At 45.6% G+C, this 26,300-nt stretch carries 29 protein-coding genes, 1 tRNA gene and 1 pseudogene; 18 read left to right on the plus strand and 13 right to left on the minus strand.

The window, feature by feature from the left end:
- The first annotated feature begins 21 nt into the window (after positions 1 to 21).
- The 7 genes and pseudogenes from HL061_RS04685 to HL061_RS04715 form a co-directional block, all read left to right on the plus strand.
- Entirely contained in the window at positions 22 to 723 is a 702-nt protein-coding gene (locus HL061_RS04685) for a response regulator transcription factor (protein ID WP_240366099.1), read from the plus strand.
- A 77-nt stretch (positions 724 to 800) separates the two neighbouring features.
- A complete protein-coding gene (locus tag HL061_RS04690) occupies positions 801 to 2,147 on the plus strand; it encodes a HAMP domain-containing sensor histidine kinase (RefSeq protein WP_212564289.1) in 1,347 nt (448 codons plus the stop codon).
- Between the two features lie 239 nt (positions 2,148 to 2,386).
- Positions 2,387 to 2,857: a diacylglycerol kinase gene (locus HL061_RS04695; protein ID WP_083328856.1), complete on the plus strand. Its 471-nt coding sequence runs from the start codon at positions 2,387 to 2,389 to the stop codon at positions 2,855 to 2,857.
- A gap of 92 nt (positions 2,858 to 2,949) precedes the next feature.
- Entirely contained in the window at positions 2,950 to 3,744 is a 795-nt protein-coding gene (locus HL061_RS04700) for a PAP2 family lipid A phosphatase (RefSeq protein WP_252962567.1), read from the plus strand.
- Between the two features lie 104 nt (positions 3,745 to 3,848).
- Entirely contained in the window at positions 3,849 to 4,055 is a 207-nt protein-coding gene (locus HL061_RS04705) for a hypothetical protein (protein WP_240366094.1), read from the plus strand.
- Complete coding sequence (locus HL061_RS04710) at positions 3,985 to 4,350, plus strand: cytochrome c (protein ID WP_252962568.1); 366 nt, start codon at positions 3,985 to 3,987, stop codon at positions 4,348 to 4,350. The genes HL061_RS04705 and HL061_RS04710 overlap by 71 nt, the downstream gene beginning before the upstream one ends.
- Positions 4,351 to 4,408: 58 nt before the next feature.
- Positions 4,409 to 4,714 (plus strand): annotated as a pseudogene (locus tag HL061_RS04715) (cytochrome c); the annotation flags it as partial.
- 46 nt (positions 4,715 to 4,760) lie between these two features.
- Here HL061_RS04715 and HL061_RS04720 read toward each other — a convergent pair.
- From HL061_RS04720 to HL061_RS04770, 11 genes are all read right to left on the minus strand, one after another.
- A complete protein-coding gene (locus HL061_RS04720; RefSeq protein ID WP_058023760.1) occupies positions 4,761 to 5,174 on the minus strand; it encodes a PaaI family thioesterase in 414 nt (137 codons plus the stop codon).
- Between the two features lie 62 nt (positions 5,175 to 5,236).
- Entirely contained in the window at positions 5,237 to 5,779 is a 543-nt protein-coding gene (locus tag HL061_RS04725) for a DUF3124 domain-containing protein (RefSeq protein ID WP_252962569.1), read from the minus strand.
- A 43-nt stretch (positions 5,780 to 5,822) separates the two neighbouring features.
- The gene (locus tag HL061_RS04730) at positions 5,823 to 6,524 is read right to left on the minus strand and encodes a TrkA family potassium uptake protein (protein ID WP_252962570.1); all 702 of its coding nucleotides are present in this window, start codon (positions 6,522 to 6,524) and stop codon (positions 5,823 to 5,825) included.
- Between the two features lie 78 nt (positions 6,525 to 6,602).
- A complete protein-coding gene (locus tag HL061_RS04735) occupies positions 6,603 to 8,363 on the minus strand; it encodes a potassium transporter TrkG (RefSeq protein WP_071002048.1) in 1,761 nt (586 codons plus the stop codon).
- Positions 8,364 to 8,580: 217 nt separating this feature from the next.
- Positions 8,581 to 9,519 carry a DMT family transporter gene (locus HL061_RS04740; protein ID WP_071002049.1) on the minus strand — a complete coding sequence of 313 codons (939 nt, stop codon included), beginning with the start codon at positions 9,517 to 9,519 and terminating at the stop codon, positions 8,581 to 8,583.
- Positions 9,520 to 9,906: 387 nt separating this feature from the next.
- Positions 9,907 to 10,395 carry a M48 family metallopeptidase gene (locus HL061_RS04745; RefSeq protein ID WP_058023766.1) on the minus strand — a complete coding sequence of 163 codons (489 nt, stop codon included), beginning with the start codon at positions 10,393 to 10,395 and terminating at the stop codon, positions 9,907 to 9,909.
- Positions 10,396 to 10,637: 242 nt separating this feature from the next.
- Positions 10,638 to 12,683 carry a choline BCCT transporter BetT gene (betT, locus tag HL061_RS04750; protein WP_071002050.1) on the minus strand — a complete coding sequence of 682 codons (2,046 nt, stop codon included), beginning with the start codon at positions 12,681 to 12,683 and terminating at the stop codon, positions 10,638 to 10,640.
- Positions 12,684 to 12,960: 277 nt separating this feature from the next.
- Positions 12,961 to 14,661 carry a choline dehydrogenase gene (gene betA / locus HL061_RS04755; protein WP_212564288.1) on the minus strand — a complete coding sequence of 567 codons (1,701 nt, stop codon included), beginning with the start codon at positions 14,659 to 14,661 and terminating at the stop codon, positions 12,961 to 12,963.
- Between the two features lie 104 nt (positions 14,662 to 14,765).
- Entirely contained in the window at positions 14,766 to 16,268 is a 1,503-nt protein-coding gene (betB, locus tag HL061_RS04760) for a betaine-aldehyde dehydrogenase (protein ID WP_212564287.1), read from the minus strand.
- A 106-nt stretch (positions 16,269 to 16,374) separates the two neighbouring features.
- Complete coding sequence (locus HL061_RS04765) at positions 16,375 to 16,968, minus strand: TetR/AcrR family transcriptional regulator (protein ID WP_058023770.1); 594 nt, start codon at positions 16,966 to 16,968, stop codon at positions 16,375 to 16,377.
- Position 16,969: 1 nt separating this feature from the next.
- Positions 16,970 to 17,314, minus strand: coding sequence for a multidrug efflux SMR transporter (locus tag HL061_RS04770; RefSeq protein ID WP_071002053.1), 345 nt, complete (start codon positions 17,312 to 17,314; stop codon positions 16,970 to 16,972).
- A 492-nt stretch (positions 17,315 to 17,806) separates the two neighbouring features.
- Between HL061_RS04770 and HL061_RS04775 the strand changes: the two genes are divergently transcribed.
- The 3 genes from HL061_RS04775 to HL061_RS04785 all read left to right on the plus strand — a co-directional run bounded on the left by HL061_RS04775 (position 17,807) and on the right by HL061_RS04785 (position 19,489).
- A tRNA-Asn gene (locus tag HL061_RS04775) sits at positions 17,807 to 17,882 on the plus strand.
- Between the two features lie 190 nt (positions 17,883 to 18,072).
- A complete protein-coding gene (locus HL061_RS04780) occupies positions 18,073 to 18,405 on the plus strand; it encodes a CopG family transcriptional regulator (RefSeq protein WP_212564286.1) in 333 nt (110 codons plus the stop codon).
- Between the two features lie 352 nt (positions 18,406 to 18,757).
- Positions 18,758 to 19,489, plus strand: coding sequence for a hypothetical protein (locus tag HL061_RS04785; RefSeq protein WP_227517185.1), 732 nt, complete (start codon positions 18,758 to 18,760; stop codon positions 19,487 to 19,489).
- A 325-nt stretch (positions 19,490 to 19,814) separates the two neighbouring features.
- Here the strand turns inward: HL061_RS04785 and HL061_RS04790 are convergent, their stop codons facing one another.
- Together HL061_RS04790 and HL061_RS04795 are read right to left on the minus strand one after the other, a co-directional pair.
- Positions 19,815 to 20,036: a hypothetical protein gene (locus HL061_RS04790; RefSeq protein ID WP_071002055.1), complete on the minus strand. Its 222-nt coding sequence runs from the start codon at positions 20,034 to 20,036 to the stop codon at positions 19,815 to 19,817.
- 98 nt (positions 20,037 to 20,134) lie between these two features.
- Positions 20,135 to 20,635 carry a helix-turn-helix transcriptional regulator gene (locus tag HL061_RS04795; RefSeq protein ID WP_252962571.1) on the minus strand — a complete coding sequence of 167 codons (501 nt, stop codon included), beginning with the start codon at positions 20,633 to 20,635 and terminating at the stop codon, positions 20,135 to 20,137.
- Between the two features lie 203 nt (positions 20,636 to 20,838).
- Here HL061_RS04795 and HL061_RS04800 point away from each other — a divergent pair, with 203 nt between their 5' ends.
- The 8 genes from HL061_RS04800 (at position 20,839) to HL061_RS04835 (ending at position 26,299) form a co-directional block, all read left to right on the plus strand.
- Entirely contained in the window at positions 20,839 to 21,156 is a 318-nt protein-coding gene (locus tag HL061_RS04800; protein WP_252962572.1) for a helix-turn-helix domain-containing protein, read from the plus strand.
- Positions 21,153 to 23,453 (plus strand): transposase family protein, encoded by a 2,301-nt coding sequence (locus HL061_RS04805; protein WP_252962573.1) that lies wholly within the window; start codon positions 21,153 to 21,155, stop codon positions 23,451 to 23,453. Before HL061_RS04800 ends, HL061_RS04805 begins: the two co-directional genes overlap by 4 nt.
- Before the next feature lie 90 nt (positions 23,454 to 23,543).
- Positions 23,544 to 24,305: an ATP-binding protein gene (locus HL061_RS04810; protein WP_071002058.1), complete on the plus strand. Its 762-nt coding sequence runs from the start codon at positions 23,544 to 23,546 to the stop codon at positions 24,303 to 24,305.
- 103 nt (positions 24,306 to 24,408) lie between these two features.
- The gene (locus HL061_RS04815; protein ID WP_156770972.1) at positions 24,409 to 25,083 is read left to right on the plus strand and encodes a hypothetical protein; all 675 of its coding nucleotides are present in this window, start codon (positions 24,409 to 24,411) and stop codon (positions 25,081 to 25,083) included.
- A complete protein-coding gene (locus HL061_RS04820) occupies positions 25,076 to 25,324 on the plus strand; it encodes a hypothetical protein (RefSeq protein ID WP_071002060.1) in 249 nt (82 codons plus the stop codon). Before HL061_RS04815 ends, HL061_RS04820 begins: the two co-directional genes overlap by 8 nt.
- Positions 25,312 to 25,725 carry a hypothetical protein gene (locus tag HL061_RS04825; protein ID WP_083328858.1) on the plus strand — a complete coding sequence of 138 codons (414 nt, stop codon included), beginning with the start codon at positions 25,312 to 25,314 and terminating at the stop codon, positions 25,723 to 25,725. The genes HL061_RS04820 and HL061_RS04825 overlap by 13 nt, the downstream gene beginning before the upstream one ends.
- Entirely contained in the window at positions 25,722 to 25,991 is a 270-nt protein-coding gene (locus HL061_RS04830) for a hypothetical protein (RefSeq protein ID WP_071002061.1), read from the plus strand. Before HL061_RS04825 ends, HL061_RS04830 begins: the two co-directional genes overlap by 4 nt.
- Positions 25,992 to 26,011: 20 nt before the next feature.
- Entirely contained in the window at positions 26,012 to 26,299 is a 288-nt protein-coding gene (locus HL061_RS04835; RefSeq protein WP_071002062.1) for a hypothetical protein, read from the plus strand.
- The last annotated feature ends 1 nt before the right edge of the window (position 26,300 follow it).

A 26,300-nucleotide genomic window follows, 5' to 3' on the forward strand; every position in this document is an offset into this window, starting at 1 on the left:
ACTATTTTTTAGGTCAACACCATGTATAAGATACTCGTTATTGAAGACAACCCCGATATCGTGGCCAATATTTATGCGTTTTTTGAGCCAAAAGGCTTTGAGCTGGACAACGCACATAATGGCTATAGTGGGCTAACGCTCGCCGCAAGCAATCATTATGACGTCATATTGCTCGATGTCATGCTACCAGGTATGGATGGCACCAAGCTGTGTAAGAAACTCAGAGAAGAACTGCATGACAAAACGCCTGTGCTGATGCTCACTGCGCGCGATACGATTTTGGATAAAGTGGCAGGCTTTGATAGCGGTGCTGATGATTATTTGGTCAAGCCATTTTCATTGATTGAGCTAGAGTGCCGTATCAAAGCACTTATACGTCGTCATGAGGACGATCATTTTGTACACAGTATCGCTGTGGGCGCGCTATCGCTAAATAATAGTGAACATACTATTATGCGCGAAGGAAAGTCGATTAAGCTCACCCCAACTGGATTTAAGATATTACATATCCTGATGAGTGCCGCACCGCGAGTCGTCAGCAAGACAGAACTTGAAGAAAAGGTTTGGGGTCTGGATATACCCAGCAGTGATGCGCTACGCACTCATATTCATAGCGTGCGGGCGCAGGTCGACAAGCCTTTTGACAAAACCATGATAGTAACAGTGCCTGGTGTGGGTTACCAAATTATCGATCCCAATAAATCAGAACACGCGGTAGTATAACTGAGAGAGTAGCACCTCATACTGTCTATCATCGCTCACTATATCAATTACCTCCTTTGATTAAGCATCTCCATATTATGTTCAATATAGACTCGATAGCCAATAAGTTTCGATTATCCTACTTTATATTCGCGCTGTTATTATGCGGGGCTTTTGTCAGTATTTTTCTATACGCGGAGAGCAGAATAGAACAGGAGTTGGTTAAGGGTCGGCTGTTGCAGCAGCTTGATATCAGCCAAGAAAAGTACGGCGATCGCTCTATTTATACTGCCGACCCAGGCATCAAGATCTATCGCTACGATAGTGCCCCTACCAACCTGCAAACAACAGCAACGGCAACGGTGCAAGAGAAGTCTGTCACTATAGACGGTGAGTCTGGCAAAACCCACGGTAACCTTCATTTTTTCGCCTATCAACAAGGCAATCAGACTTACATTTTGACGTACTTGGAAGGGGTTGAGATGGTGATGAGCCACTACCCTGTACTAGAAATCTTCGAAAACTTAGAAGATATCTTTGCAGACACACTAAGAGTGGCGGTCATTTTGAGTTTGCTTATTGCCGCCATATTCTCTCATTTATCCTCTAAACAAATCATCAAGCCTTTACTCGATTTAAAAAAAGCCGTCGAAACGGATCATAGCAACCTAACGGAACTCACGCACTTGCCCTCTGAGGTGGGCGTATTGGCGCGAGCTATCGATGAAAAAAACCATAAACTTGAGCAGTATCTAAAGCGCGAGCAACTGTTTACTGGTGATGTCAGCCATGAGCTGCGCACGCCCTTAACCATCATCATGGGTGCCTTCGAAGTGCTAGCTTCGCAATTACCAGCAGACAGTCATCTAAACGAGTTTACCAATCGGATTGGCACTACCGCCCGTGAGACCTCTGAGATTATCACCGCCCTGCTCTTACTTTCGCGCGCCCCTGAAAAGCTAGATGCACCGCAAACTTCTATCAATAGCATTGCCTTAGCCGAGGTGCAGCGATTGACCTATTTGCTGCGCTATAAAACGGTCACGTGTGAAATAGTCGCTGAGCAAGAATATAGCGCCTATGTGCGTCCTGAGCTATTAAAAATGGCACTGGGCAATTTGATAAAAAATGCGTTTCAGTATACCGATGATGGCGAAGTCACCATCACTATCGATGACGAAAAAATCATGGTAACTGATACTGGTCTTGGTATTCCTGAGGCGATGATGCCGCTGCTGTATGAGCGCTTTGAGCGCCTAACTCATGACTATCAAGACGAGGGTACAGGCATAGCCTTGTCACCAGAAAATGATATCAATCACAAGGTTGAAGGCTCAGGTTTGGGACTGAGTATCGTACAACGCATCATGTCTCATATGGGCTGGCAGCTGACTCATCAAGCCAATCCGTCTGGCGGCAGCACTTTTATTATTTATTATAAATAACCGTACTTTGCTTACTATCACCACAATTTCTATTTAACCATTGCCCACTGAACTGGCGGGCAATGCCATTTGTGCCATTTGTCCGAATCATTCTTTATTCTCATTCCTGCTTACGCTCTTAACGTTTTCTTAATCTCGCTCGTCTTATACTTAGGATATATCGACTTTGCTTGACTGTTTTTTTGGTCACGCAAAACCGAAAGCGCATCTTGATATTAATAGATCATTAAGAATTCTATATGAATAAAATTACTCCTATTAATCTTGAAGACGAGTCAGCCGAGCATTGCTCTATCAAGCAGGCAGCACATCACAGTGCGCTCACGCCTGATAGCTTTGCAGAAAGCGCAAAAGGCAAAACGGGCTTTTACCGAATTATAAAAGCTGCTGGCTATTCAATGGACGGATTTAAGGCAGCATACAAATTTGAGGCGGCTTTTCGACAAGTCGTGTGGCTCAATGTTGTCCTGCTTGCCGCTGTCATTATGATGCCTTTTACGCTTGGTATAAAAATGATGCTAGTGCTCGCGTCTTTTTTATCTTTAATTGTTGAGCTGATTAACACGGGTATCGAAGCTTGCGTCGACCACACATCAACCGCCAAGCATCCACTCGCAAAAATCGCAAAAGATGTTGGCTCGGCGGCGCAGTTCGTGTCGTTATGTCTATTAACAATTTTATGGCTCATGGCGTTGTCTGTCTTTTTATAAAGACATCTATCACAGGCACTGATCAATAATCAAGCTAGAAGCTATCCTATTTATTATACGTTCTTACTTACTATACATTGCCAGAGGTATCCATGACTTTAGAAAACCACTCAATGGCTTGGGACTGGCTAAAATTACTGTGTTTGACCATCCTCGCTACGTTGGTGTTTGAACATAGTCAGTTAGACATACGCATCAGTGAGCTTTTTTATAGCCATGGACACTGGCTACTAGAAAAAGGTGCGCAGCCTTATGCGTTTATCTTTTATGATTTGCCCAAAGCCCTACTGATCCTACTGGCGGTCTACCTCATAGCAGTGTTAATTATAAAATATAGACAGCCTTTGCCGGATCTTGCCTCACAGCATCGCTGTAAATTCGATAAATTTCTGTTTCCTTTACCAATTCGGGAGATCGGCTATCTACTGCTGGTATTAGCGATTGTACCGGCTACCATTACCACATTAAAAGGCGTCACCCATGTGAGCTGCCCGAATGACTTGGCAATTTTTGGCGGTGAGTTGCCTTATCTAAATCTGTGGCAAAACATGGTTGCCGCAACGCCTGCCAGATGCTTCCCAGCGGCTCACGCCAGCGCAGGATTCTCCTTATATGGATTGGCTTTTTTGCCAACACTCAAAAAGCACCGTTATCAAATACTAAAAATAGTTACGCTCTTAGGCTGGAGCATGGGGCTGTATAAGATGCTATTTGGCGATCATTTTTTTAGTCATACTTTGGTCTCGATGCTGCTATCACTGACGATAGCGTGTGCGCTTGCGACGCTATTCTTTAAAGATTCGATAAAGGCAAAAGCCAAAAGCGCCAGTAAAAAATATGCCGACACAGCCACTAGCTTGCTTGGTACTGAAACCTCAAGCACTTAGAATGATAGTTATCACGTTGCGTTATTTTGCTAGACACGACTGGCGAACTGCAGGCATATTAGGATGAGGGATTAAGGATGATTTATCAGCACTATAAGGACGTTATGAAACCACTTTGTGCCGTTATGCCAGCATTGACATTGACATTGATATTTGGACTTAGCGTACTCTCTACCGCTGCGATGGCAGAGACGGTCAGTTTGCCAATGGACACTTTGCCTAACAGAATAACCCTACCAAATGTCAGCCCAGTCAATAGTGCGCTTGCCAACCGCGGCGCGTACCGCCGACTGTATGGCCTGCCACCGTGAAGACTATAGTGGCGGCATGCCGATTGATACGCCGATTGGCAATATCTACTCGACCAATATCACACCATCGACGCGCTATGGTATTGGCAACTATACTGAGGCCGATTTTAAAAAAGCCTTGCGCAAAGGTCGTGCGCCAAATCATCAGATCTATCCTGCGATGCCTTACCCGTCCTATCATGGCCTGACAGATGACGATGTCAGTGCATTATTTGCTTATTTTCAGACCGTCCCTATCGTAGACAAACCCCCTGAAAAAAACTACTCATTTGCCTTTCCCGTTGAATATCCGTAGCTTAATGCTGGCGTGGAATGTCATCAACGTGCCCTCTACTGAAAACCGCGCAGGACTCAAAAAACTCTATGACGACTCTTGTGCAGGTTGCTATATGCAAAAAGGTGACGGTGCATACGGCGCTGGCTACTATCCGCCGCTGGCCAACAACAGTAAAATGCAATTGAAGTACTATATTATTAGCGTAATAATCAATGGCCTGCGCGGGATGCCATCGTTCCATAGCATGATGAATGATGCGCAAATAGGCGCTGTCACCCAATACGTGCATAGTGATTTGAACAATTTCACTGACACGGTCACGACTGCTAATGTGGCGCAGCTACGCCATGACTTTCCACCAGGGTCAGACCCGAGCGAGTAGAAGACGCTCGCTATCTTATAACGTACCCAAGCGCTTACATAGCGTTTTAGATACGCTTGGGCGGTACAGAATAGGTGCCGACGACATGAGCCACGACATCGTCTGAGCCTTCTGAATACAGAGATACCTCGCCCACTATCAAGGCTCGCCCTACTTTGAGTAAGGTGCATTCAGCGATAATACGTGCATCTGCTGATGGTTTACGCAAAAAATTGATAGTCAGACTCGTCGTCACTGTCAATGGCACGATACCGATTTTCCCGAGTATCGCAACATAGATGGCGACGTCAGCGACGGCCATCATGACAGGTCCTGACACTGTGCCACCAGGGCGTAGCTCATCGATGCCAATCTCGTGTGATAAAGTCGCACCATTTTCACTGACTGCTTCGACGATACATTTGGTTTGTGGAAACTCTAACGCCATAAAGGCGCTGATTTCTTCTTTGGTTGCAGACATAACGCTTCCTTGAATTAAATTAAACTTTCCTTGTTATTTATTACTTCACTGAATACATTCCTTTAATGTATTACTGGCGTACCTTCTGTACTAAAGGCAAATCCTTTATTACTAAAATTCCCAATCATGACCGCTTCGATAACTGGTCTGACAGTTTCATCGACACCTTCGACCTCGATAATGAAGTTAGCACCCGACCCGCCTTTATCTTCTTCTTTTTCGACGATGTAGTTGAGCGTGGCCATCGCTGATAGCTCGATGGGTTTGCTTAGGTACGACTTTACCAATGCCCCATCCGTATCATAATAATCAATTTTATTAATATACAGTGATTTTTTCAGCGTGGTATTGCGCACACTCAGCGTTGCTGACAGTAGTACTTTGCGATTGTCTTTATCGGTATAGATGTCAGAGTAAATCGGTACATAAAAGGTTTCTTTATAGCTGAACTGACTGCGATCTACATCGGAGGTCACCTCTAACGCTTCAATCGGATCTTGTTGGTGCTCGGACAAGGTGACGTTTGGATCTTGCGCAGACGGATCACAGCCTGACAGCAACACGATAACAGCGACCAATAGAACGGATATACTACGCTTATTCATAAACTTCCCCTGTCCCTTTTCATGTCACTGCGATTGCAAGCCGTTATTTGATTTTCACACCCACACTACGTAAGAACTGGTTGATGTGTTTGTTTGCGCCATAAATGACCAATACATCACGGTCTTGCAATATTTGATCAGGCGTGGCCAGACCTTGCACGCTAGGTTTGGTCTGGGTACGACCAAAGCTGTCTTCATAATACTCATAGCGCAAGGTACTAAGCAATCGGATATTGAATTTTTGCTCCAACCGCAACTCCTCAACCGTCTTGCCGATCAACACATTTGGAATTTTAATCTCAACCATACTAAAGTTATCGCTTAACTCAAACGAATCAACAAAATGGCTTAGTGACAGTCGTTTGGCCCAGCGATTGGCTGCTTCTTTTTCAGGATAAATAATGTCATCGACACCAATGGCCTGCAAAACTTTTTTATGCAGCGGATTGATGCTACGGCTGATCAAACGTTTTGCTTTTAACGTCTTGAACAGCGCCGTTGCCATCACGTTGGCGCCTTGATCCTCTCCAATAGCGACAATGACGGTGTCGGTATCGACAATCGGCAATCCGCTCACGGTATACTCATCCGTGGCATCCATACAGAGCGTATGAGAGATGACCTCCTTATAGGCTTCTACTCGTTGCATGCTGCTGTCAATGGCAATCACTTCGTGACCTTGGCGGGTCAATGCTGCTCCCAGTGACGCACCAAAATTCCCCAACCCTACGATGATATATTTCATAACCTTAATGACCTTTTTTAGTATCTTTTACTCTAAGTTTCCCTGTTTTTGCACATAAAACCGTCTATTTATCACAAGTTAGTTAATCGTGATTTCCTCAGTCGGATAGCGATAATTGCGTTGGCGCATGTTTTTGAGTAGCGCAATAAATATCGTCAGCATACTGACCCGTCCAACAAACATGATGACCGACACCACCACTTTACTAAAATCCGATAAGTCTGCTGTCAGGTTTAAACTTAGCCCCACCGTGCTATAAGCTGAGAAACATTCAAATACCACTTTGATCAAATCAAGCTCTGGCTGATCATAACTAATCAGCGTCACACCCGTACCGATGACCAATAATGACAACCACATAATAGAGAACGCGCGGCGGACTGAAATCTCCGCAATCTGACGCTTGAAGACTTCTATCTTTGTTTGCCCACGGGCTAGACTCAGTGTATTTAATAGCGCAATCGCAAAGGTACTGGTCTTGATACCACCACCCGTTGAGTTGGGCGACGCCCCAATCCACATCAAAAATATCGTTAGCATGACCGTTGGAAAAGTCAGCTCACCCATATCAATGACATTGAACCCTGCGGTTCGCGGCGTGGCAGCCGTAAAAAACCCTGTGATAAGCTTGTCAAAGAAACCGGTATGGTCAGCGAGTACATTGTTGTATTCAAATACCATCACCCCAACCAGACCAGTCAACAATAACGCCCCAGTCGTAATCAAGGTAATACGGCTGTTGATATTCAGCAACCAAGGCTGATAAATATGGTGCCGGTCATTGCGATATATCAGTCGCTCAGCGCGATGACGCAAATACCGCAGCACATTGACCACAATGGTGAAGCCCATACCGCCAAAGATAAAGGTCATCGCAATGATAAGCTGCAATGGATAATTAAAACGTAGCGAATCGTCATACATGCCAGCACTAAAGGTAGAAAACCCAGCATTACAAAAAGCGGATATCGCATGAAAGACCGAAAAAAACAATTGCTCAGACCAGTTCATATCAGGCATATCATAAATGCTGATATAAATGAGTGCCGCCGCCACCGCCTCAACGGCGAATGTCACATATAAAATAGACTTAAGTGTCGACACCACATCACCCATGCCGCGCATATAAGACATCTCGCTAATACTCGCTTGCGTCTCGTAGCTGACGCCGCCCTTAAAGAAGTAACTAAAATAGGTCACGAACGTCAAAATACCTAGGCCGCCGATTTGTATCAGTCCCATAATAATGACTTGGCCAAACGTCGTAAAATAGGTTGCCGTATCCACGACAATAAGCCCAGTCACACAAACGGCACTAGTCGCGGTAAAGAGCGCATCAATAAAGGACAGCGGCTGCGTTGTCGCATTGGGCATCATTAGGAGCAAAGCACCAACCAGCACAACGGCTAAGAAACTTAAAATAAAAAACTGTGCAGGATGCAAAAAGGTGCGATTGAGATTGAAATTATGATCAGAGAGTTCACGGATAAAGGTGACAAACACGGCGATTTTTATCGCGACAAAACCATCAACGGCGGCGTCCAAGCCAGAACGCACCAAATCAGTGAAATGCGCGGTAAGTAAAATGACAATCGCGATACTGGTAAAAGCATCAAAAATAGCAACTTTATTGAGCGTTCGCGGTTTGTTTGTGTAGAGATAACGGCCAACCGTCACCACAAAGCTGAGCAAAATAACGACCAAGTAAAAAATATGAAACACTTGTTGCAGCCAAATGGGCAACGTAAAGCCACTATCCAATAAGACAATAGCTACCGCGATGACACTAATCAGAATCGTAACATTATTCAATAATCGATAACGTGCGGCTGCATTCATAGCTTGAACCCATGACAACAATAACCACGATACTTATACTCCTTTTTTGCCCTATTCACAAAAACTGATTTGAGAGAATCGTAACCAATTATTGAATCAATATAGATCCTAAGAGTCATTCAGATGAGATATCAAATACTTGCAAGATCATACAATACTGACTGACGTACTGACTCCTTTTTCCCACTTGCTAAGCCCCCACTTGCTAAGCTGTCTCTCATTCTTCTTTTGTTATTATTATCGCCATTTTTACGCCGCCCCATGTCACCAGCACCACGCCGATAGCTATCAAAGATGCCCCCAAAAACAACCCCTCAGGTGGACGCTCTCCCTGCAAAAATATCGCAATCGGTACACCAACGACAGCCCCAACCGCCCCTAGCAAACTGAGCAATACAGGCCCACCTGTTTTTTGCAAAAGAAATAATAAGAAAAACTGACCAGCAAACACCCACGCTTGTACGACTATCAATCCTAGCAGCAGCCAAGCATCCAAAGATATCGCGACAGAAAAATCAGAGAACGCACTAAACAAACCTAACAACAGCGCCGCCGCAACTAGCATGCCGGGTGCAATCGCACTAGATGAAGCATTGTCAGGCCAGCGTAATGTCCGATAGATATTACCAATGGCGAGTAGCACTGGCCCGCACAGCGCGATTAAAATCCAGAAGACACTAGATTCTGGTGCAGAAAGCTTATGAATAGCCAACACCCCTGCGCCAAGAAGCGCCGCCACTACGCCAAGCGCACGAATGAGATAAAAACGCTCCATACGTAGCAGCAGTGCGCCAAGATACGTTAGCAGTGGGGGTAAGGAAATAATGAGGGCAACAAACCCTGCCCCAACATGAGGAATGGCCGAAAAGAGCAGTAAATTGGCAGCCGCCACGCTAACAAAGGCGGCAACAAAATAATACTCGATACTACGGGCACTAATAGGCGGTATCTCTTGTTTGATAAGAGCAACGATTAGTAAAATAATGGCCGCGCCAGTGATCGACCAAAACAAAAACGCGAGTGGTGTTAGACCGATATTGACAGCATATTTTGCCAAGTTGGTCGAGATACCAGTAAGCGCACCCCCTGCTAATAGGCAAGCAACAGGCACTATCCACGTGTTTTTGTGAGTATTTTTATTGAGTAAGTCATTCATCCATTATCCTATTGGACAAGGTCGATCATTCAGTCACCAGTTTCGCAAGCAGCTCATCTATCTCAACCTTAAATTCTTTGTCTTCGATTTTGTTGGCTGCAACTTTGGCATTTTGTAGATGTTGGCGCTTAGAGTGACTAAACTTATTATTTTTAACATCGAATCGCCTAAAAAATAGTCGCTGTCAGTGCCATGGTCGAATATTCAACACGCCCTAGTATTGATCATTTTTTTCTCTATTTTTCGTGAGATAACAAAAAAATTGTGTCTCAATTTATGATTTGGCAGTTAAATTTTTAGTAGAGGCAAGCTTAGCACGGTTAGCGATAACGTTGAGCGTTTTCAGACGGTGGCAAAGAGATGTTTTGACTTTATATTGCTGTCCAATCATTGCTCTTGCCAGTGCAACCATAAACGCATATCTAATTCGAGCTGATGATACTCAGGTTCCATATGACAACACAGTTGATAAAACGCCTTGTTATGATCATGTTCTTTAAAATGCGCCAGCTCATGTACCACAATCATCCGTAAAAACTCTGGCGGTGCGTCTTTGAATAGACTGGCAACCGTGATACTGTTATGGGATTTAAGCTTGCTGCCTTGCACGCGAGACTGGGTAGTATGGATACCTAGCGCATGCTTTAGTACCTTTAACTTACTGCTATAGCTGACGCTTGATAGCGGGCCAATCTTGCGCATGTATTGGTTTTTTATCTCATTGACATAGTGATAAAGCGCCTTATCACTTTGCACTTGGTGCTGGGTGGGATATTTTTTATCCAAATACTCACCCATCCGACCGTCGCTTATCATTTGCGCCGCTTGCGTTTGAATCTGCTCTGAGTAATGCGCTATGTATTTTAATCTGCTCACAACGATATCCTTTGTCTATGTGTTAAAAGCTGTCCGCTTGTTTGATGGATTTTACCTTATATTGGCTATATGTTATCTCAGGCTTGTTCTACTTCCCATTTACCTTATTTGCCACAAAAAACCCCATAAGCGGTAGTCAACTTATGGGGTCATTGCTTATAACACTTTCTTATAAAGACGGTCACTTATCGGCTATCGTACATATAGATTGATAGCGCGATATAGCACGATAATCTAGACCATTAACGCTCTAAATGTAGATACTGCAAATGGCGCTCATACTGATGCAGAATATCGACCAGCACTTGCTCTTTGGTGTAGCCCACCAAGTCGTACTCCTGCGAGCCATCGCTTAAAAACACCTCAGCACGGTAGTAAAACTCAGCATGCTTGGTTGAGGTGTTTAAGGTAAAGTTTGGACGTTCAGCTTTGATCAAGTTAACTTCATAAACAAAGTCATCTTCATCACCATGACCGACGCGCAGTTTTAGACCGTCGACCTGAGCACTGTCTTGGCCCATGCCTGCATCGATATCTTCACCGATACTGGCAAGATTATGCGCATCTAAAGAGGTTTTGAGACCACCTGCTTTGAACTCTTTTTCGACCTCAGTCATCGCTGGCATCACCACCGTTTTTAAGAACTTTTCGACTTGCGCGTGACCTGGGAAGCTCACAATACGCTGCAAACGTGCTCTCCAGCTCTTACCGCTGTCGAGCACATTGGCAGTACCAATCGTGCTGGCTTTGCGCTTATTGCCCTCTTCTTTCAGTGACTTCCACATGGACATCATGTAGAGCACCAGAATCAAAGAGAACGGCAAACCTGCAATCACAGAGACCGATTGTAATGAGGCAAAACCGCCCGCAAACAATAATCCTAGTGTGATAAGACCTGTTGCCACCGCCCAAAACAAACGCAACCAAACCGGTGCATCCGTGTCATTAGTCATGCCTTTTGAGCTCAGATTGGCAAGTACCAACGCGCCTGAGTCCGCAGAGGTGACAAAGAACACCAGACCAATGATCACACCTGCAAATGAAAGCACTTCGCTATAGGGGAAATATTCAAATAGCGCAAACATGCCCATGGCGGCATCATTGACGGCAGTTTCACCAAGCGCCGTTGCGCCATTGGCAACCAGATCTATCGCAGTGTTACCAAAGATAGAGAACCATGCAAAAATAAAGCCCAATGGAATGAACATCACGCCAAAGACAAATTCACGTAGCGTACGGCCACGGCTGATACGCGCGATAAACAGACCAACAAACGGTGCCCAAGCCACCCACCATGCCCAGAAAAATATCGTCCAACCTGATTTCCAGTCGGCACCGGCAGTACCGTCATAGGCATAAACATCAAAGGTTTTATAGATAATGGTTTGGAAATATTGACCAATATTTTGCGTAAAGGTGTTTAATAAATAGACGGTATTACCCATCACGAGGATGGCAAGCAATAGCAATATTGACGACAACATATTGAATTCAGACAGACGACGTACGCCTTTTTCAACACCTGTCATCGCAGAGACAGCGGCAGCGACGACCACACCGACAATGATCAGCGCCTGAACCATCTTGCTAGATTCAATACCAAAGACATGGGTCAAGCCAGCATTGGCTTGTAGCACCCCAATACCTAGGCTCGTCGCAATACCCATCAACGTACAGACAACACCGAAAGTATCAATCCCATCACCTAGCCAGCCTTTGATCAAGCGTTCACCAAATATTGGCGTGAGCGGTGAGCGTAGCGCAAGTGGCATGTTTTTGCGGTAAGCAAAGTAAGCCAGTGCCATACCAATCAGCGCATAAATACCCCAGCCATGCAGACCCCAATGCAAAAAAGTCTGAGCAAGCGCTTGACGCATGGCCTCGGCGCTCGCAGGCTCTAGGCCAGTATGCGGCGTTAAATAATGCATCAATGGCTCTGATGCCCCAAAAAATAGCAGATCAATACCAATACCCGCTGAAAACAGCATGGCCGCCCACGCTAAAAACGGAAACTGCGCTTTTTCGTGGTCTTGACCCAGCTTAATATCGCCATATTTAGAAAAACCAACGAACAAAGCAAAAATACTATAAGCAGCAACCACCAACATATAGTACCAGCCAAACTTGTCTGATACCCACGCCATACTTGCACCAAGTAAGGTCTCACTATAATCTGGAAAAGCAATGGTCCAGATGATCAATAAAATAGAAATAATAGCCGAACCTAAAAACACAGTTTTGTTTAGGCTCAACGGTTTCGTCACCTCTTTTGATGGCGAACTGTACATAAAAGACCTCAAATAAGTAAATTAAACAGTGTCCGATATTGCTTTGTCCGGCATAGTATTATGACTTTTGACCACATAACGTATACTTAACCGCATGACGCACAAAGCAGTACCAATGAATAAAAGCGAATAAAATGATAAATAGCACCCATATATGACATACATTGCGCTCATATATTGACGCTGATAAAAAAGGCCTTTACGTTGAAAGGCCATTATTTTGGAGTTATCTGATATCGTTCTTTATTTAGCAGCATATTTTATGCTGACTTGTCATTTACACCGTTGAGAGATAATCGCGCATTGGCTCAGCGCGTAGCGGCGCTCCATTGGCCACATAATAATCTGCCGTAGAGCGCGGCAATTGTACGCCTTTCATTTTATCAACGATTTTTTCGGCCAGCATGATGGTGGTGGCGTTGAGATTACCACTAATGATATTTGGCATGATAGATGCATCGACGACTCGCAAGCCATCAATACCATGTACCAGCCCTTGACCATTGACGACCGAATCATTATCTTCGCCCATCGCACAGGTACATGAGGGATGGTAAGCCGTCTCGCCATGCTCGCGCACATAGTCATCTAGCTGCTGATCGGTCACCAAGTCTTCGGTGGGTGAGATGGCAGCACCGCGATAAGGGTCCAGCGCAGGTTGATGCATAATCTCACGAGTGATACGCATCGCCGCGCGGAACTCCTGCCAATCTTGCTCATGTGACATATAGTTAAATAAAATACTTGGATGCGCACTGGGGTCTTTTGAGGTCAGCTTGACGCGACCACGACTTGGCGAACGCAATGAACCGACGTGGGCTTGAAAACTGTGCGAATCACTGGCACTACGGCCATCGTAACGCACGGCAAGCGGTAAGAAATGATACTGGATATTTGGGTGAGTGAATGTCTCATCCGTACGGATAAAACCGCCACCTTCAAACTGGTTGGAGGCGCCAAGGCCTGTGCCATTGAACAACCACTCAGCTCCAATAGCAGGTTTATTCCACCACTTATTGGCAGGCGCAATCGAGACTGGCAGCTTACATTCGTACTGCATATACAGCTCTAAATGATCCTGCAAGTTATTGCCCACACCCGGTAAATCTAGTATTTCTGTCACGCCAGCGTCTTTTAGCCACTGACCAGGGCCAATACCTGAGCGCTGCAATAATTGCGGCGAAGCGATAGCACCTGATGAGACGATCACTTCACGAGCGGCATAGAATTTTTTGGTTTGACCCTCGTGCTCGACCTTGACCCCGACGGCACGCTTGCCATCAAATAAGATCACATCGGTGAGTGCCCCTGTCAAAATCGTGATATTGTCACGCGGCTTGGCACGATCTAGATAGCCTCGAGCCGTAGATGCGCGGCGACCATTAGGCGTCACAAAACGATCCATCGGACCAAAACCTTCTTGCTGATAGCCGTTCAAATCTTCGGTACGCGGATAGCCTGCTTGTACCCCAGCTTCAATCATGGCTTGAAACAGCGGATTCACCCCTGGTTTTGAGGTGGTCATCTCGACAGGACCACCGACGCCATGATAGTCGTTTTCGCCAACATCGCGGTTTTCTGACTTTTTAAAGTACGGCAAGCAGTCGAGATACGTCCAGTCTTCTAAGCCTTTTATCTTTGCCCAGTCGTCAAAATCGAGCGCATTGCCACGTATATAGCACATACCGTTGATAAGCGATGAACCGCCCAGCCCTTTACCGCGACCACAGTCCATGACACGGTTGTTCATATATGGCTCAGGATCTGTCTTGTAGCCCCAGTTATAGGTCGTTCCTTGCAGCGGCATTGCAAGCGCCGCTGGCATTTGGGTACGAAAATCCAATCGATAGTCTGGACGACCAGCTTCTAGTAGCAATACTTTTATATTGGCGTCTTCGGTCAGACGCGTGGCCAGCACATTACCTGCTGACCCTGCACCAACAATAATATAATCGTACTCAGGGGTGGTTGATGTCATAACATGCTCCATAATATGGAAAAATATAAATCACTTGGTAGCAGCAAGGTCAAATGCACAGCGTTATCAGGCCCAAACTGCGCTCACTTTCTCAATACCACTCGTTAAAAGACCGATTCAAACGCACCCAACTCTACTTGGATAGATTTGGTCTGAGTATAATGCTCAAGCGCCTCGATACCATTTTCACGGCCAACGCCTGAGTGCTTGTAGCCACCCACTGGCATCTGTGCCGCTGACTCACCCCACGTGTTCAACCAGCAAATACCCGCTTCGATCTGAGCAATGACGCGATGCGCACGCTTTAAATCAGTCGTCACCACTCCAGCTGCTAAGCCATAATCGGTGTCATTGGCGCGGCGGATGACTTCTTCTTCGCTCTCATAAGTCAATATTGACATGACTGGACCAAAGATTTCCTCACGGACGATGGTCATATCATCGCTACAATCTGTAAATACGGTCGGCTCAACAAAAGCACCATTAGCCAATGCGTCTGTTGTGACGCGTGCGCCGCCCGTTAGCAGACGCGCGCCACTCTCTTTCCCTTGCTCGATATAGCCAAGTACGCGCTCCATATGCGGGAAGCTGACCAATGGACCCATGTTGATGTTCTCGTCCATTGGATCACCCAGTTTGATACGATTAACACGCGTTAAGATGGCTTGCTCAAACTTGGCTTGTAGCGCTTTTGGGACAAATACTCTCGTGCCGTTGGTACATACCTGACCGGTACTATAAAAATTCGCCATCATAGCGATATCAGCCGCGGTATCAATATCAGCATCATCAAATATGATCAATGGTGACTTACCGCCAAGCTCTAAGGTCACATCTTTTAGCGATGAGCTTGCCGCGCTCGACATGACCTTTTTACCCGTCGGCACACCACCAGTGAATGATACCTTGGCGATATCTGGATGATTGGTCAGTGCTTGACCCACTTCGTAGTTGCCTTGCACGACATTGAACACACCATCTGGTAGTCCCGCTTCTGTCAGGATTTCTGCCAGTTTTAAGGCAGTCAACGGCGTGACTTCTGATGGTTTAAAGATCATCGCATTACCAGCAGCCAATGCAGGCGCGGCTTTCCACATCGCAATCTGAATCGGATAGTTCCATGCGCCAATACCTGCGACCACACCCAGCGGCTCGCGGCGAGTATAGACAAAGCTCGTGTCACGCAGTGGAATCTGACGACCTTCAATCATGGGCGCAAGTCCTGCATAGTACTCAACCACATCAGCACCCGTGACGATATCGACATACTTAGTCTCAGACAGCGCTTTGCCGGTGTCTTTGGTCTCAAGTAATGCGAGCACATCGTTGCGCGCGCGTAATATCTCAACAGCTTTTGAGAGAATACGACCACGCTCAACGGTGGTCATCGCCGCCCAGATTTTTTGACCTTTATGAGCCGCTTTGACCGCATCATCAATCTGCTCATTGGTGGTTTGCTGAATGGTTGCCAGCACTTCACCTGTCGCTGGATTGATATCTTCAAAAGTGGCGAGCGTGTCATCGACCGCTAAGTAGCGACCATTAATATAGGCAGTTTGCACTTGTTCTAAATCGATAATGTCTGTCAAATTGTTGATATTTGTCATAAATACTCCTTGAGAGGATTGATAAAAGCGGCAATAAAACGCCCTTTTACCAAATCATATCGTCATTGTTAAAATTCTAAAGTTGGATGGTTAGCAATCCGGATATTTATTGACCCGAACGATTGTCAAAGTCAGGTTGCGTCATTTTTATCAATCGATCATGTAGCGATTTTTTATCTGATATGTTGATACCTGAAAAGTCGGAGAGCCAAATTCCATCAGCGACCAGACGAGCCATACATAGGGTTTCAGTATCGTCAGTGGCGGCATGTTTTTCTAACTGCGTGTTGGCCCATTTGGCCCACAGCTCACGTAGCTCACTATCACCTAGCATCAATACATATAAGGTGGCTTGGTTGTCGTATTCTTCTTGCGCTTTTTCGCCCAGACTGATGGTGGCATCGATATAAGCACGGGTAAAAGCGCCATGACTCACAGGATCTTTTGCCATAGCGGCCTCGACTTCTGCCTCAAATTTCGCCATGGCATCATCGAACACTTCAAGCACAAGGGCATTTTTTGTTGCAAAATGATGCATCACACCGCCCTTTGTCACGCCTGCCGCATCAGCGACTGCCTGAAACGTCACTTTAGATAGCCCTTGCTCAAGCGTGATCCGTGCTGCTTGATCGAGCAGAGCACGGCGAACCACTTCTGGCTGTTTTTTACGCTTATAAGGATTTTCTATTTCTACACTCATATCAATGCACCACAGAATTAGACAATAAATTCATTACAACGACACCGCCAACGATCATGGCAATGCCAACCACTGCTGCCGTATCAAGGGTCTGCTTAAATAGCACCAAACCTGCAAGCGATGTGAGCACAATGCCCAACCCGCCCCATAACGCATAAGCAATGCCTAGCGGTATCACCTTGAGTGTCTGTGCCAATAAATAAAATGAGAGTGCATACAGCGCCCCCATCATCAGCGTCGGCCCTAAACGGGTAAACTGCTCTGATTTCACCAAAAATGTCGTCCCTACCACCTCACATATAATGGCAATGGTTAGGCAACCGTAGGCAATCGTCGTAGAACTCATCTTTTGCGCACCGCCTTTATTTAAGCAACTGCTAATAAAACATAGCAAAGAAACCACATGGTCGGTATTTTATAGAGTTCTGTTACCAATGTGAAGGGCTGTCCTGCAACTTTATTGTGTCAAAGCATGTCGTAATGGCTTTTATTTCAAGATAGAACTGTTTTTATTACCTGCTGTGTCTTACGATCTAAATACTCGCGTGCGCTTTTTGCGCATTCTTCTACGTAACGTCTTTTATTTTTATAAGTGTACGTATCATTGTGAGCAAATCGGCCTATTTACGCCCCTATTGAACGAGCAGAGGCGCTGAAACGTCCTATCTGATAAGGGATAAACGCCTATTTATAATAATTGCGATAATATTTATAATTTATCTCAGAATAAGGTTGACAGCCTTTAACGACTTGGCTAAAATGTGCCCCACATAACGCGAACAAGCCAAGTAATGACTGTTTTATAAAGCTTGAAACACTTGCAGTTATGACAGCTTATTCTCCAATAGCTCAGTTGGTAGAGCAACGGACTGTTAATCCGTGTGTCCCTGGTTCGAGCCCAGGTTGGAGAGCCATATACTAAAAACCTTCATCACTATTTGATGAAGGTTTTTTTATTGTTGCCGTTTTCATATTGACTGATCATAATATTCGCATGGCAGCGGTGTTCTTTTTGGCATTTTTGTTGTATGGTAAGATTAGTTTTGATTGGGTTCGTTTTTGTCTGAGTGTTTTACCCCTACTCACTAAAAATAATGGTTTATTATGATACCTGCACGTGTAAAAAATAAGTTCTCTGATCATCCGCAAAAAATCATGCGCCCGATCAGTATTCGGTTGTCTGAAGAAATGATTGCCCTATTAGAAACAACCTCCTCAGAATTGGGTTTTAAGCGCATTCAAGGGCTTATCCGTCTTTATATTCGTCAAGGACTCGATCGTGACCATCAAGATTATACGCTCGCTCATGACGAAGTATTTATTGAGACGTTACGTAAGCGCGGTGTGAGCCAGCGCATCATCGATGAGGCAATCGTTGTGACCTATAACAACAATATCTCTCACTCTTTATCTGAATTGCAAGACAGCGATCAATAATATCCTTCATCAGTCGTATTAATCATAACGATCTGGCTGAGATTGACTGAGACTCTAAAACGTTGTCACTATTTTTATCAAAAAGACCAAGTCTGCTCACGCAAGCTTGGTCTTTTTTGTGGCTATGATAAAAGTGAGATTGCAATTTGTAGATTAACCTTGCTCTCTGAACTCTTTTTTGCCTCATACCGATACGCATTTACTCTTTGACCTTATCGTACGTTTGCGACTGTGGTTAGCGATAACTAAACAAAACCTGCTCCCAAACACGGTATATTAAGAAAATAGTCGCAATGATTGGGGTGCATCCTCAATTTCAATATGAGGATGAAAATGTATAAGGAGAGGTACGATGATGGGGTTACAGCAGCATTTTTATAAAACGTTGTGTCTGACTATGGCAGTCGCCATGCTAGCGATAGCACCGGGTTGCTCGTCGCCGCAAACGGATCCAGACCAAAAAACCATACCGACTGACTCTGATCAATGGCAAAAAAAACTGGGACAGACTTTTGAGCAATTACCTGCCGACGATCAGCAGCTACTTAGTCGATATATGCTACGCATGAAGCTTAGCGATGCGTATGAATCGGGCGCCATGCCGCGTACCACTATCAAGCAGGCCCTCATACAACAGCGTGAGTACGAGCGGCTGCATCCTAATAATCCAACAGGCAAGAAAAGTCCTATTGTGACAGGTCAAACAGCAAATGCGACGGCACAGACGTATCCTGTCGCTCTCCTACCGATTAAGACCAGTGATAGCGATAGCTTAAACCAAGTCAAAATGCAGTTTATGCTATCCAACCATGGAGACGTTGCAATACAAAGTTTTAAAGGCACACTAACGATGAAAGACGCCAACCTGAAACAAGGCAAAGACTTCAATGTTCCTCTCATACAATTTGATCCAGCCATCGAGCCAGAACAATCTGGCAAGATCATTATCGAGAGTAGTATTGAAGACATCAATGTCATGCGTGCCATTAAAAACACGAAGGATATGACGATCGAGATTAAAGAAGGCACACTTATATTGGCAGATGATCAAAGCATTGAGTTTGGCAATTCATTAGCTAAATAGTGGGACTGCGCATCATTTGATCTTTTTGTGAGTTAGTACTTTATATTGCACTAGATAAGTAGTGGGACTAGATGGGATGAGTTGGGTTGAAGTGGGATAGAAGCTATTAGTTATGGGGCATTCAGTCGCAGCTGGTTAGGTTTTATCTGATGATCTGAATTGAGAGCGTTTATAAGTTATTCTGCACTAAATAGGTGGTGCGAATTAAGTTACGATGATAATTGTAAGTTATTCTGCACTAAATGGGCACTACGACAATATAGTATAGACTTACCTATTAGGATTATTGTGTATCTACACTATATTGCGTTATTGCTTTGAGTGATTATCTATTTAAGAAGGCTATGGCGAGGTCTAACAGTTCAGCGGCATTGGCAGTATTGCAGTTTATACTCACCGTTTTACCCGTCGCATCAGTCAAGGTAACACTGGTAGATGGGTTGGGATGGACATGGTTGCTTAATAACGCGGCTATGTCCTTTTTTTGTGCCTGTAGATCCCTTGTATCACCCTGCTGGCTTGGCTTTGGGAATGCTAAAGTCTTCATATATTCCTGCTCCTTATCGTTGATGGCAGGGCTATCTTACGCGCTAGCATGACTATCGACAATAGTATTTTAAAACCAAAGCGACAATATATGTCGCGCTATACAGCAAGCTTTAGCATGGCGGTAATGGTACTACCTGCCTCTGGGCTTTTACACAGTAAATCGTAAATACTGACGACTAATTCGGCCTTTTTGTCGCTGTCCATACGCTTGTTATGCTCTGCCAGATAGCTATCTACGATGGTCAGGGCTTCTATCATTATTGCCATATCAATATTGGCAGCGTCTGCTGTTTCTTTAATCTGCTCTCTCTCCTTCTCTGTACTTACCTGCTGCTCTGCGACACTGTACGGCTCACCAATCCCTTTATGTAACCAGTCGACGTCTACTCCTGTGGCGTCGGCTATTTTTTTGGCTGTACTTCGGTGAATGCTAGTACTGCCTTTTGTCCATATGCCGTGGAAAGTCGAGCTACTTATCCCAGCGCGAGTGGCAAATGAGAATGGTTGTTCTTTTTCTTCATCGGTCATTAATTGTGAGAGTCGTTTTTTAAGTGGCGTATCCACTGCCATATTATTTTTGGTTGATTGCGCAGTCATGCCAGAACCTCCTTTAAATTGCGTAATTTATAAGTTGTTGATATTTATGAATAAAATAAAATACTTCAGTTTTATTGCGCAATTTTTATTGCGAAGCCTTTACAACTCGTAAATTACGAATTATGATGTTTACAAATCAAGTTTACGAAGTCTAAACTTAAACGATTAAAAATAAACCAGCAGGGCTGATTGGAGTTACTACTATGTTGAGCTTTGAGCATTATCCGCTGTTTCGTCAGCTTGAGCGTCTGCCTGATGGTAGCTGGCACACCGAAGATATCAAGTCTGTTATCCGTAAGCGCGGTGTGACGTTGGCCGAGCTATGCACGCAGATGGGTGTGCCAAAAAGTTCTGCTAGTAAAGCCTTAGCTGAGCCATTTACGCAAGGGGAGCTGGCTATTGCTCAATATCTTGATGTACCTGTGCAGCTACTATTCCCTACCCGCTGGACGGTGGACAAAAAGCGCGTTAGACCACGGTATGCCGCTAAATATACCACGGTTGCGGAGCTATTGTCATGAAAAATCAATTCGCAATTTCGGAAATTACGAAGCTATCTATAGAAGGACTTCCTAAATCGCGCCGTGCTATTGAGATGTATGTGGCAAGGAATGGTTGGCAGTACGTAGAAGTTCCTAGCTCAGGTCGTGGCGGTGTACGCCGTGAGTATGTTTTACCTGAGGCTTTATTTGAAGATGTGAAACTACAAGCGTTGGCGACACTAGCTCACGATGCGGATATTAGCGATGTGGCTCAAACCTCATCTACTGAATTGGCGACCACTAATAATAACGTCGTTGCTAGCGCGGCAGTGCTTGCCGACTGGCAACGGGATTGTGCTATTGCCCGTATCGCTGTGGTGCGCTATGTACTAAAAGCCGCTGAGCTGACGGGTAAAACCAAAGCCATAGAGGCGTTTGCAAAAGCCAGTAAAGAGAAGCGTTTAGACGAGACGCTTATCGCCACTATTAAACGTGCCAATTCTAAAAGTGGGGCTAAAAGCGGCGTTAAAGAGGGTCGCGGTAATGTGAGTCGTCGTACCTTGTTTGATTGGGTAAAAGCGTTTGAGACTAGCGAGGCGGATGCCAATGCCAGCGCTGTCGCATTACTAGCGCCAAAAGCCCGCACGACTGAAATACCGCCGTGGGCTGGGATACTGCTAAAACTGTGGAGCGACCCTGCTAAGCCTGAGCTTGCCGAAGTCATGCGCCGTATTGAAACGGCTTACGCTGATAGTGATGTCGAGATGCCAAGCTATCATCAGGCACGATACTTTTTAGAAACACATATCGGTAATGTCGAGCGTGAGCGCGGGCGTATGGGTAGTCGTGAGATTAAGAATATCAAGCCGTTTGTGCGCCGTGACGCCAGTGTGTTGCTGCCCACCGATGTGTATACCGCTGATGGCCATACGTTCGATGCTGAGGTGGCACACCCTGATACTGGCAAGCCGTTTCGCCCTGAGATCACCACTGTATTGGATGTACATACTCGTATGGTGGTGGGCTATAGCATTGATTTGGCAGAATCTGGCCTTGCCGTACTGGACGCGATATCCAGCGCAGCAAGTGATTACGGTATACCTGCCATATTCTATGTGGACAACGGATCAGGCTATAAAAATACGATGATGAAAGATGAGTCAACGGGTCTGATGACACGTATGGGTGTCGAGGTTAAACACTCTATCGCCTATAACTCACAAGCACGCGGGACTATCGAGCGTGTGCATCAAACAATTTGGATACGGCTTGCCAAAAAACTGCCTACTTATATAGGTGACGATATGGACAGCCAAGCTAAGCAAGCGGTGTTTAAGAAAACACGCAAAGATATTAAGACGTTTGGTGAGTCAAAAGCCTTAATCGGCTGGAATGAGTTTTTGCAAATCGCAAGTGATGCAGTCATGGCTTATAACAATGAGCCGCACACTGGTCTGCCCCGCCGCTACAACCAAACCACAGGACGCCGTGAGCACCTGACGCCACAAAAAATGTGGGATGAGCAAGTTGACGCTATGACCAAAGCTGGCACTGGGTTGGTTGTGGTATCAGATGCTGAGCGCGACGACTTGTATCGACCTTATGTACAGCGTAAATGTCTGCGCGGTGAGATCAATTTGTTTAGTAATAAGTACTTTAGTACGGACTTAACACAATATCACGGCGAGACCATGCTGGTCGGTTATGACATCCATGACGGCTCTAAGGTCTGGGTACGTGACCTCACCCATCGACTGATCTGTATCGCTGAGTTTGAGGCGAATAAGAAAGGCTACTTTGCTCAATCTGCGCTGGGCGATGCGAGAGAAAAACGTGCTCAAGGTCAAGTGAAACGGGCGAAAGTGCATGTTGATGCGGCGCTTGAAAATATGAGACCGCACCGCGTACTAGAGCATGTGCAAGATCAGATGATGCCAAGTGCTGATATTAAGCGGGCGCAAAACTTACTCAATGAGCGGTTGGCTAAAGATGCAGTCACAGTGGAGAGTCAAGCGACTGATATGACTGCTATGCAAGCCACGTTTGACAAGCTAAATAGCATAAATAATGACAATAAAGAACTAAGGACTTTCGCATCGCCGCAAGCGGTCGTCATCCCACAGCCTAAAAGCAATACGGATATGACACAAGATGAGAAGTTTGAGCGATGGCTGGGTCTGTATGAGCAAGTCAAAGCTGGCAATGAGCTGGACGCTGGCGACCAAGATTTTTATGAGCTGTACCCAGAGTCGAAAATATTTGGAATAAAAATGAAGGCGTATCAAGCCGCTCATGAGGAGCAGCACGGTACTAAAGTATTTTTTAAGTGGGGTTAGCTACTTAGGTAGCCCTAAAAAGGTGGCGGTAGTCACTGCGATGACTACCGCCTGATCAAGTACGCATACTCAATCATAGGAGATTAAATCATGCGTGAAGTAATGAACAATGTCAATACGCCTACGGCGGTGGGAGTGGCGCAAGTCACGAACGTGGCGGTGTGCTTTGAGGCAATAGAACGCATACAGAGCCGCCATCCAAGCTTGCCAGGAATCGGGGTTTTTTATGGTCGAAGCGGCGATGGTAAGTCCTCGGCTGCCAGCTATATCGCTAACAGACTCAATGCCTATTACGTGCAGGCGACTAGTATTGCGACGAAAAAGAGCTTCCTTGAGTCGGTGCTACGTGAGATGACCATCCCAGCTTACAAAACGGCTGCTGAGATGCTCGGTCAAATCGCGGAGGAGCTGGCAAAAAGTGGCCGCCCGTTAATCGTTGATGAAGCAGATCATCTGGTAAAAGGGAACAAAATCGAGATGATACGGGATATCTACGAGTCATCACAAGGGACGATACTGATCATCGGCGAGGAGATGCTACCCAAAAAACTTGAACGCTGGGAGCGTTTTCATGGTCGGGTACATAGCTGGGTGCCCGCGCAGCCTGCGACGGCGAATGATGCAGCACTACTGGCAAAAGTCTATGCGCCAAAAATCACTATTGAGGATCAAGTACTTAAGCAGTTGGTCGGTGCAGTACGTGGCTCAACACGCCGTACTTGCACAAACATTGAGATGCTAGGACAGCGCGCTCTGGAATGCGGTATGCGCTCTGTGACGATGGATGATCTCGAGCAGCTACTACCTAATGGCTTTATCACTGGTCAATCACCCAAACCACGTTCATTTTAGGAGATATTTTATGTGTTGTCGTTGTCAAAACTCACTCGAAAGTAACTGTCAAAACCATACGTGTCAAAACAGCCACTCTAAAAAAAGTAACTGTCAAAACGGTATGACTATCCATTCAAACCCACTACTCTCTGTCTCAAATCCGCGTCCTATCGTGCGCAGCGATTATGAACAACTATGGGACATGCTGCGCGCATCCACTGATGGTGTGACCATCCGTGATGTGCCACGCACGATACCTAGTATCAATTATGGTAAAGCTAAGGCATGGCTTGGTGCGTTAAACAGCGCAGGCTATGTCTCACGTGAGCAAATTAGCCTCACGCGCAATCTACCAACCTACCGCTATCAGCTAATACGTGATATCGGTCAAAAGCCACCACGTATTGACAGTAAAGGCGCACCAAAGCCACCCTCTGTCAATGAGGCCATCTGGCGTACCATCCGCATCCTAAGAACATTTAATGCTAATCAAATCATTGCTAGTGGTTCAACACCTGAGCTGGTACTGAATGTCGCCAGTGTGCGCCAGTACCTGCGTCATCTGCATAGCGCGGGGTATTTACAAGTACGCCAAGCGGGACAAGCCAAGCAACTGGCTATTTATCAGCTCATACATAATACGGGACCAAAAGCGCCTGAAATACAACGTGGCAAAAAAGTCTATGACGGTAATTTGGGGTTGGTCGTATACGACCCCGCCAAGCCATTACCGCCCTCACATGAAGCCGAAAAAAATAACTCTAAACACGCTAAAAAGGGAGCGAGTCATGTCTAATCAATCACTGTTTGATACCGTCAAAGCCGATGCCGTCGCGGCAGACAAAACCGCTGCTCACTATCTGACGCAAGCACGTCAACGCGCTGCTCTGACTCGTTTGCCGACTTTTGAGAAAACGACTACTGATGACATAGAGCAGTTGCGTAAAGCAGTTGGTAGCTTACACCGCCTTATATTGCTTGTCATGGTAATCCTACTCGCTATCGCAGTACTAGGAGGTGCGCTATGTCTACTATAAAGACTACAACCATTGATACCGCTGCTGACGCTCAAAATCCGCAAGACTGGAAACATTATCCAGTGACGGCTGCTAACTGGATCGATGCCTGTCACGAGGAAAAAGAAAAGCTCGGTATCTCGTACGCTGAAATTGCAAGGCGTATCAAATACGCGCGCCCTAGCCTGTCACTGGCACTCTCGGGCAACTATACGGGTAATACAAAGACTATCGCTGATGCGTATGTCACGTACCGCAAGCAGGTCGCGTGTCCTTATGCCGCTGAGACAGTCAGCCGCCAGTACTGCACGGAGCACGCTCTTGCTGATGCCCCGACGCATAACCCTGCGGCTCTGCGCCACTGGCGCGCTTGTCAAGGCTGCGCGTATAAGCCTGATAGTGAGAAAGGAGGACAGCCGTGAAGTCAGCTAATACTGAGGCAATCGCAAAAGAGCTACGCGAAATAGATTTGAGTGTTGATAGCTCAAATGATGTGCCACCAGATGACACCCTAAAACAGCAATATCAGAAAAATATGCTTGAGCGCTATCCAGACTTTGAAGCGCAAACGGCGTCTGATATTGCTGAGCTAAAACACGAGGTCAGCCGTCTTTCTGATATGAATAAGGTGATGGTGTGGCTGGTGTTAGGTCTGATAGTGATGCTAACAATTACTCAAACAAACTGATTAAAAAAGGACTAATGGTTATGACAAAAAATAAAAATAGTAAGACTTTAGGCGCTGTCATGGGTGGGCGCAGTGCAGATCAAATATCGCCAGACGAGGCCATGATTTTTGCGCTAGCGTCAAACATGATGGCAATTGCGCTTGCTGATGTACCTGATGCCAAAGAGCGTGTCATGCGCGCTCGACATCAGCTACTACTTAGACAATCAAACATCACTATAGGTAAGAGACGACAAATAGAAGATGTGGAGAGCTATGTGCTCGATGCTATTAAGCACATGCAATCAAACGCTCCGACTGTTCACTAAA

The sequence above is a fragment of the Psychrobacter sp. PSP genome (genome assembly GCF_024085615.1).
GTDB lineage: Bacteria > Pseudomonadota > Gammaproteobacteria > Pseudomonadales > Moraxellaceae > Psychrobacter > Psychrobacter pacificensis.

What these genes read in the sequence shown, in the direction of transcription:
- HL061_RS04780 (WP_212564286.1), top strand. Translation starts at nt 18,073, where the DNA reads ATGATACCTGCACGTGTAAAAAATAAGTTCTCTGATCATCCGCAAAAA.
- HL061_RS04810 (WP_071002058.1), top strand. Translation starts at nt 23,544, where the DNA reads ATGCGTGAAGTAATGAACAATGTCAATACGCCTACGGCGGTGGGAGTG.
- betT (WP_071002050.1), bottom strand. Translation starts at nt 12,683, where the DNA reads ATGTACAGTTCGCCATCAAAAGAGGTGACGAAACCGTTGAGCCTAAAC.
- HL061_RS04790 (WP_071002055.1), bottom strand. Translation starts at nt 20,036, where the DNA reads ATGAAGACTTTAGCATTCCCAAAGCCAAGCCAGCAGGGTGATACAAGG.
- HL061_RS04690 (WP_212564289.1), top strand. Translation starts at nt 801, where the DNA reads ATGTTCAATATAGACTCGATAGCCAATAAGTTTCGATTATCCTACTTT.
- HL061_RS04695 (WP_083328856.1), top strand. Translation starts at nt 2,387, where the DNA reads ATGAATAAAATTACTCCTATTAATCTTGAAGACGAGTCAGCCGAGCAT.
- HL061_RS04835 (WP_071002062.1), top strand. Translation starts at nt 26,012, where the DNA reads ATGACAAAAAATAAAAATAGTAAGACTTTAGGCGCTGTCATGGGTGGG.
- HL061_RS04705 (WP_240366094.1), top strand. Translation starts at nt 3,849, where the DNA reads ATGAAACCACTTTGTGCCGTTATGCCAGCATTGACATTGACATTGATA.
- HL061_RS04740 (WP_071002049.1), bottom strand. Translation starts at nt 9,519, where the DNA reads ATGAATGACTTACTCAATAAAAATACTCACAAAAACACGTGGATAGTG.
- HL061_RS04710 (WP_252962568.1), top strand. Translation starts at nt 3,985, where the DNA reads ATGTCAGCCCAGTCAATAGTGCGCTTGCCAACCGCGGCGCGTACCGCC.
- HL061_RS04720 (WP_058023760.1), bottom strand. Translation starts at nt 5,174, where the DNA reads ATGTCTGCAACCAAAGAAGAAATCAGCGCCTTTATGGCGTTAGAGTTT.
- HL061_RS04805 (WP_252962573.1), top strand. Translation starts at nt 21,153, where the DNA reads ATGAAAAATCAATTCGCAATTTCGGAAATTACGAAGCTATCTATAGAA.
- HL061_RS04725 (WP_252962569.1), bottom strand. Translation starts at nt 5,779, where the DNA reads ATGAATAAGCGTAGTATATCCGTTCTATTGGTCGCTGTTATCGTGTTG.
- HL061_RS04820 (WP_071002060.1), top strand. Translation starts at nt 25,076, where the DNA reads ATGTCTAATCAATCACTGTTTGATACCGTCAAAGCCGATGCCGTCGCG.
- betA (WP_212564288.1), bottom strand. Translation starts at nt 14,661, where the DNA reads ATGACATCAACCACCCCTGAGTACGATTATATTATTGTTGGTGCAGGG.
- betB (WP_212564287.1), bottom strand. Translation starts at nt 16,268, where the DNA reads ATGACAAATATCAACAATTTGACAGACATTATCGATTTAGAACAAGTG.
- HL061_RS04795 (WP_252962571.1), bottom strand. Translation starts at nt 20,635, where the DNA reads ATGACTGCGCAATCAACCAAAAATAATATGGCAGTGGATACGCCACTT.
- HL061_RS04770 (WP_071002053.1), bottom strand. Translation starts at nt 17,314, where the DNA reads ATGAGTTCTACGACGATTGCCTACGGTTGCCTAACCATTGCCATTATA.
- HL061_RS04815 (WP_156770972.1), top strand. Translation starts at nt 24,409, where the DNA reads ATGACTATCCATTCAAACCCACTACTCTCTGTCTCAAATCCGCGTCCT.
- HL061_RS04700 (WP_252962567.1), top strand. Translation starts at nt 2,950, where the DNA reads ATGACTTTAGAAAACCACTCAATGGCTTGGGACTGGCTAAAATTACTG.
- HL061_RS04765 (WP_058023770.1), bottom strand. Translation starts at nt 16,968, where the DNA reads ATGAGTGTAGAAATAGAAAATCCTTATAAGCGTAAAAAACAGCCAGAA.
- HL061_RS04735 (WP_071002048.1), bottom strand. Translation starts at nt 8,363, where the DNA reads ATGAATGCAGCCGCACGTTATCGATTATTGAATAATGTTACGATTCTG.
- HL061_RS04685 (WP_240366099.1), top strand. Translation starts at nt 22, where the DNA reads ATGTATAAGATACTCGTTATTGAAGACAACCCCGATATCGTGGCCAAT.
- HL061_RS04730 (WP_252962570.1), bottom strand. Translation starts at nt 6,524, where the DNA reads ATGAAATATATCATCGTAGGGTTGGGGAATTTTGGTGCGTCACTGGGA.
- HL061_RS04800 (WP_252962572.1), top strand. Translation starts at nt 20,839, where the DNA reads ATGTTGAGCTTTGAGCATTATCCGCTGTTTCGTCAGCTTGAGCGTCTG.
- HL061_RS04825 (WP_083328858.1), top strand. Translation starts at nt 25,312, where the DNA reads ATGTCTACTATAAAGACTACAACCATTGATACCGCTGCTGACGCTCAA.
- HL061_RS04785 (WP_227517185.1), top strand. Translation starts at nt 18,758, where the DNA reads ATGATGGGGTTACAGCAGCATTTTTATAAAACGTTGTGTCTGACTATG.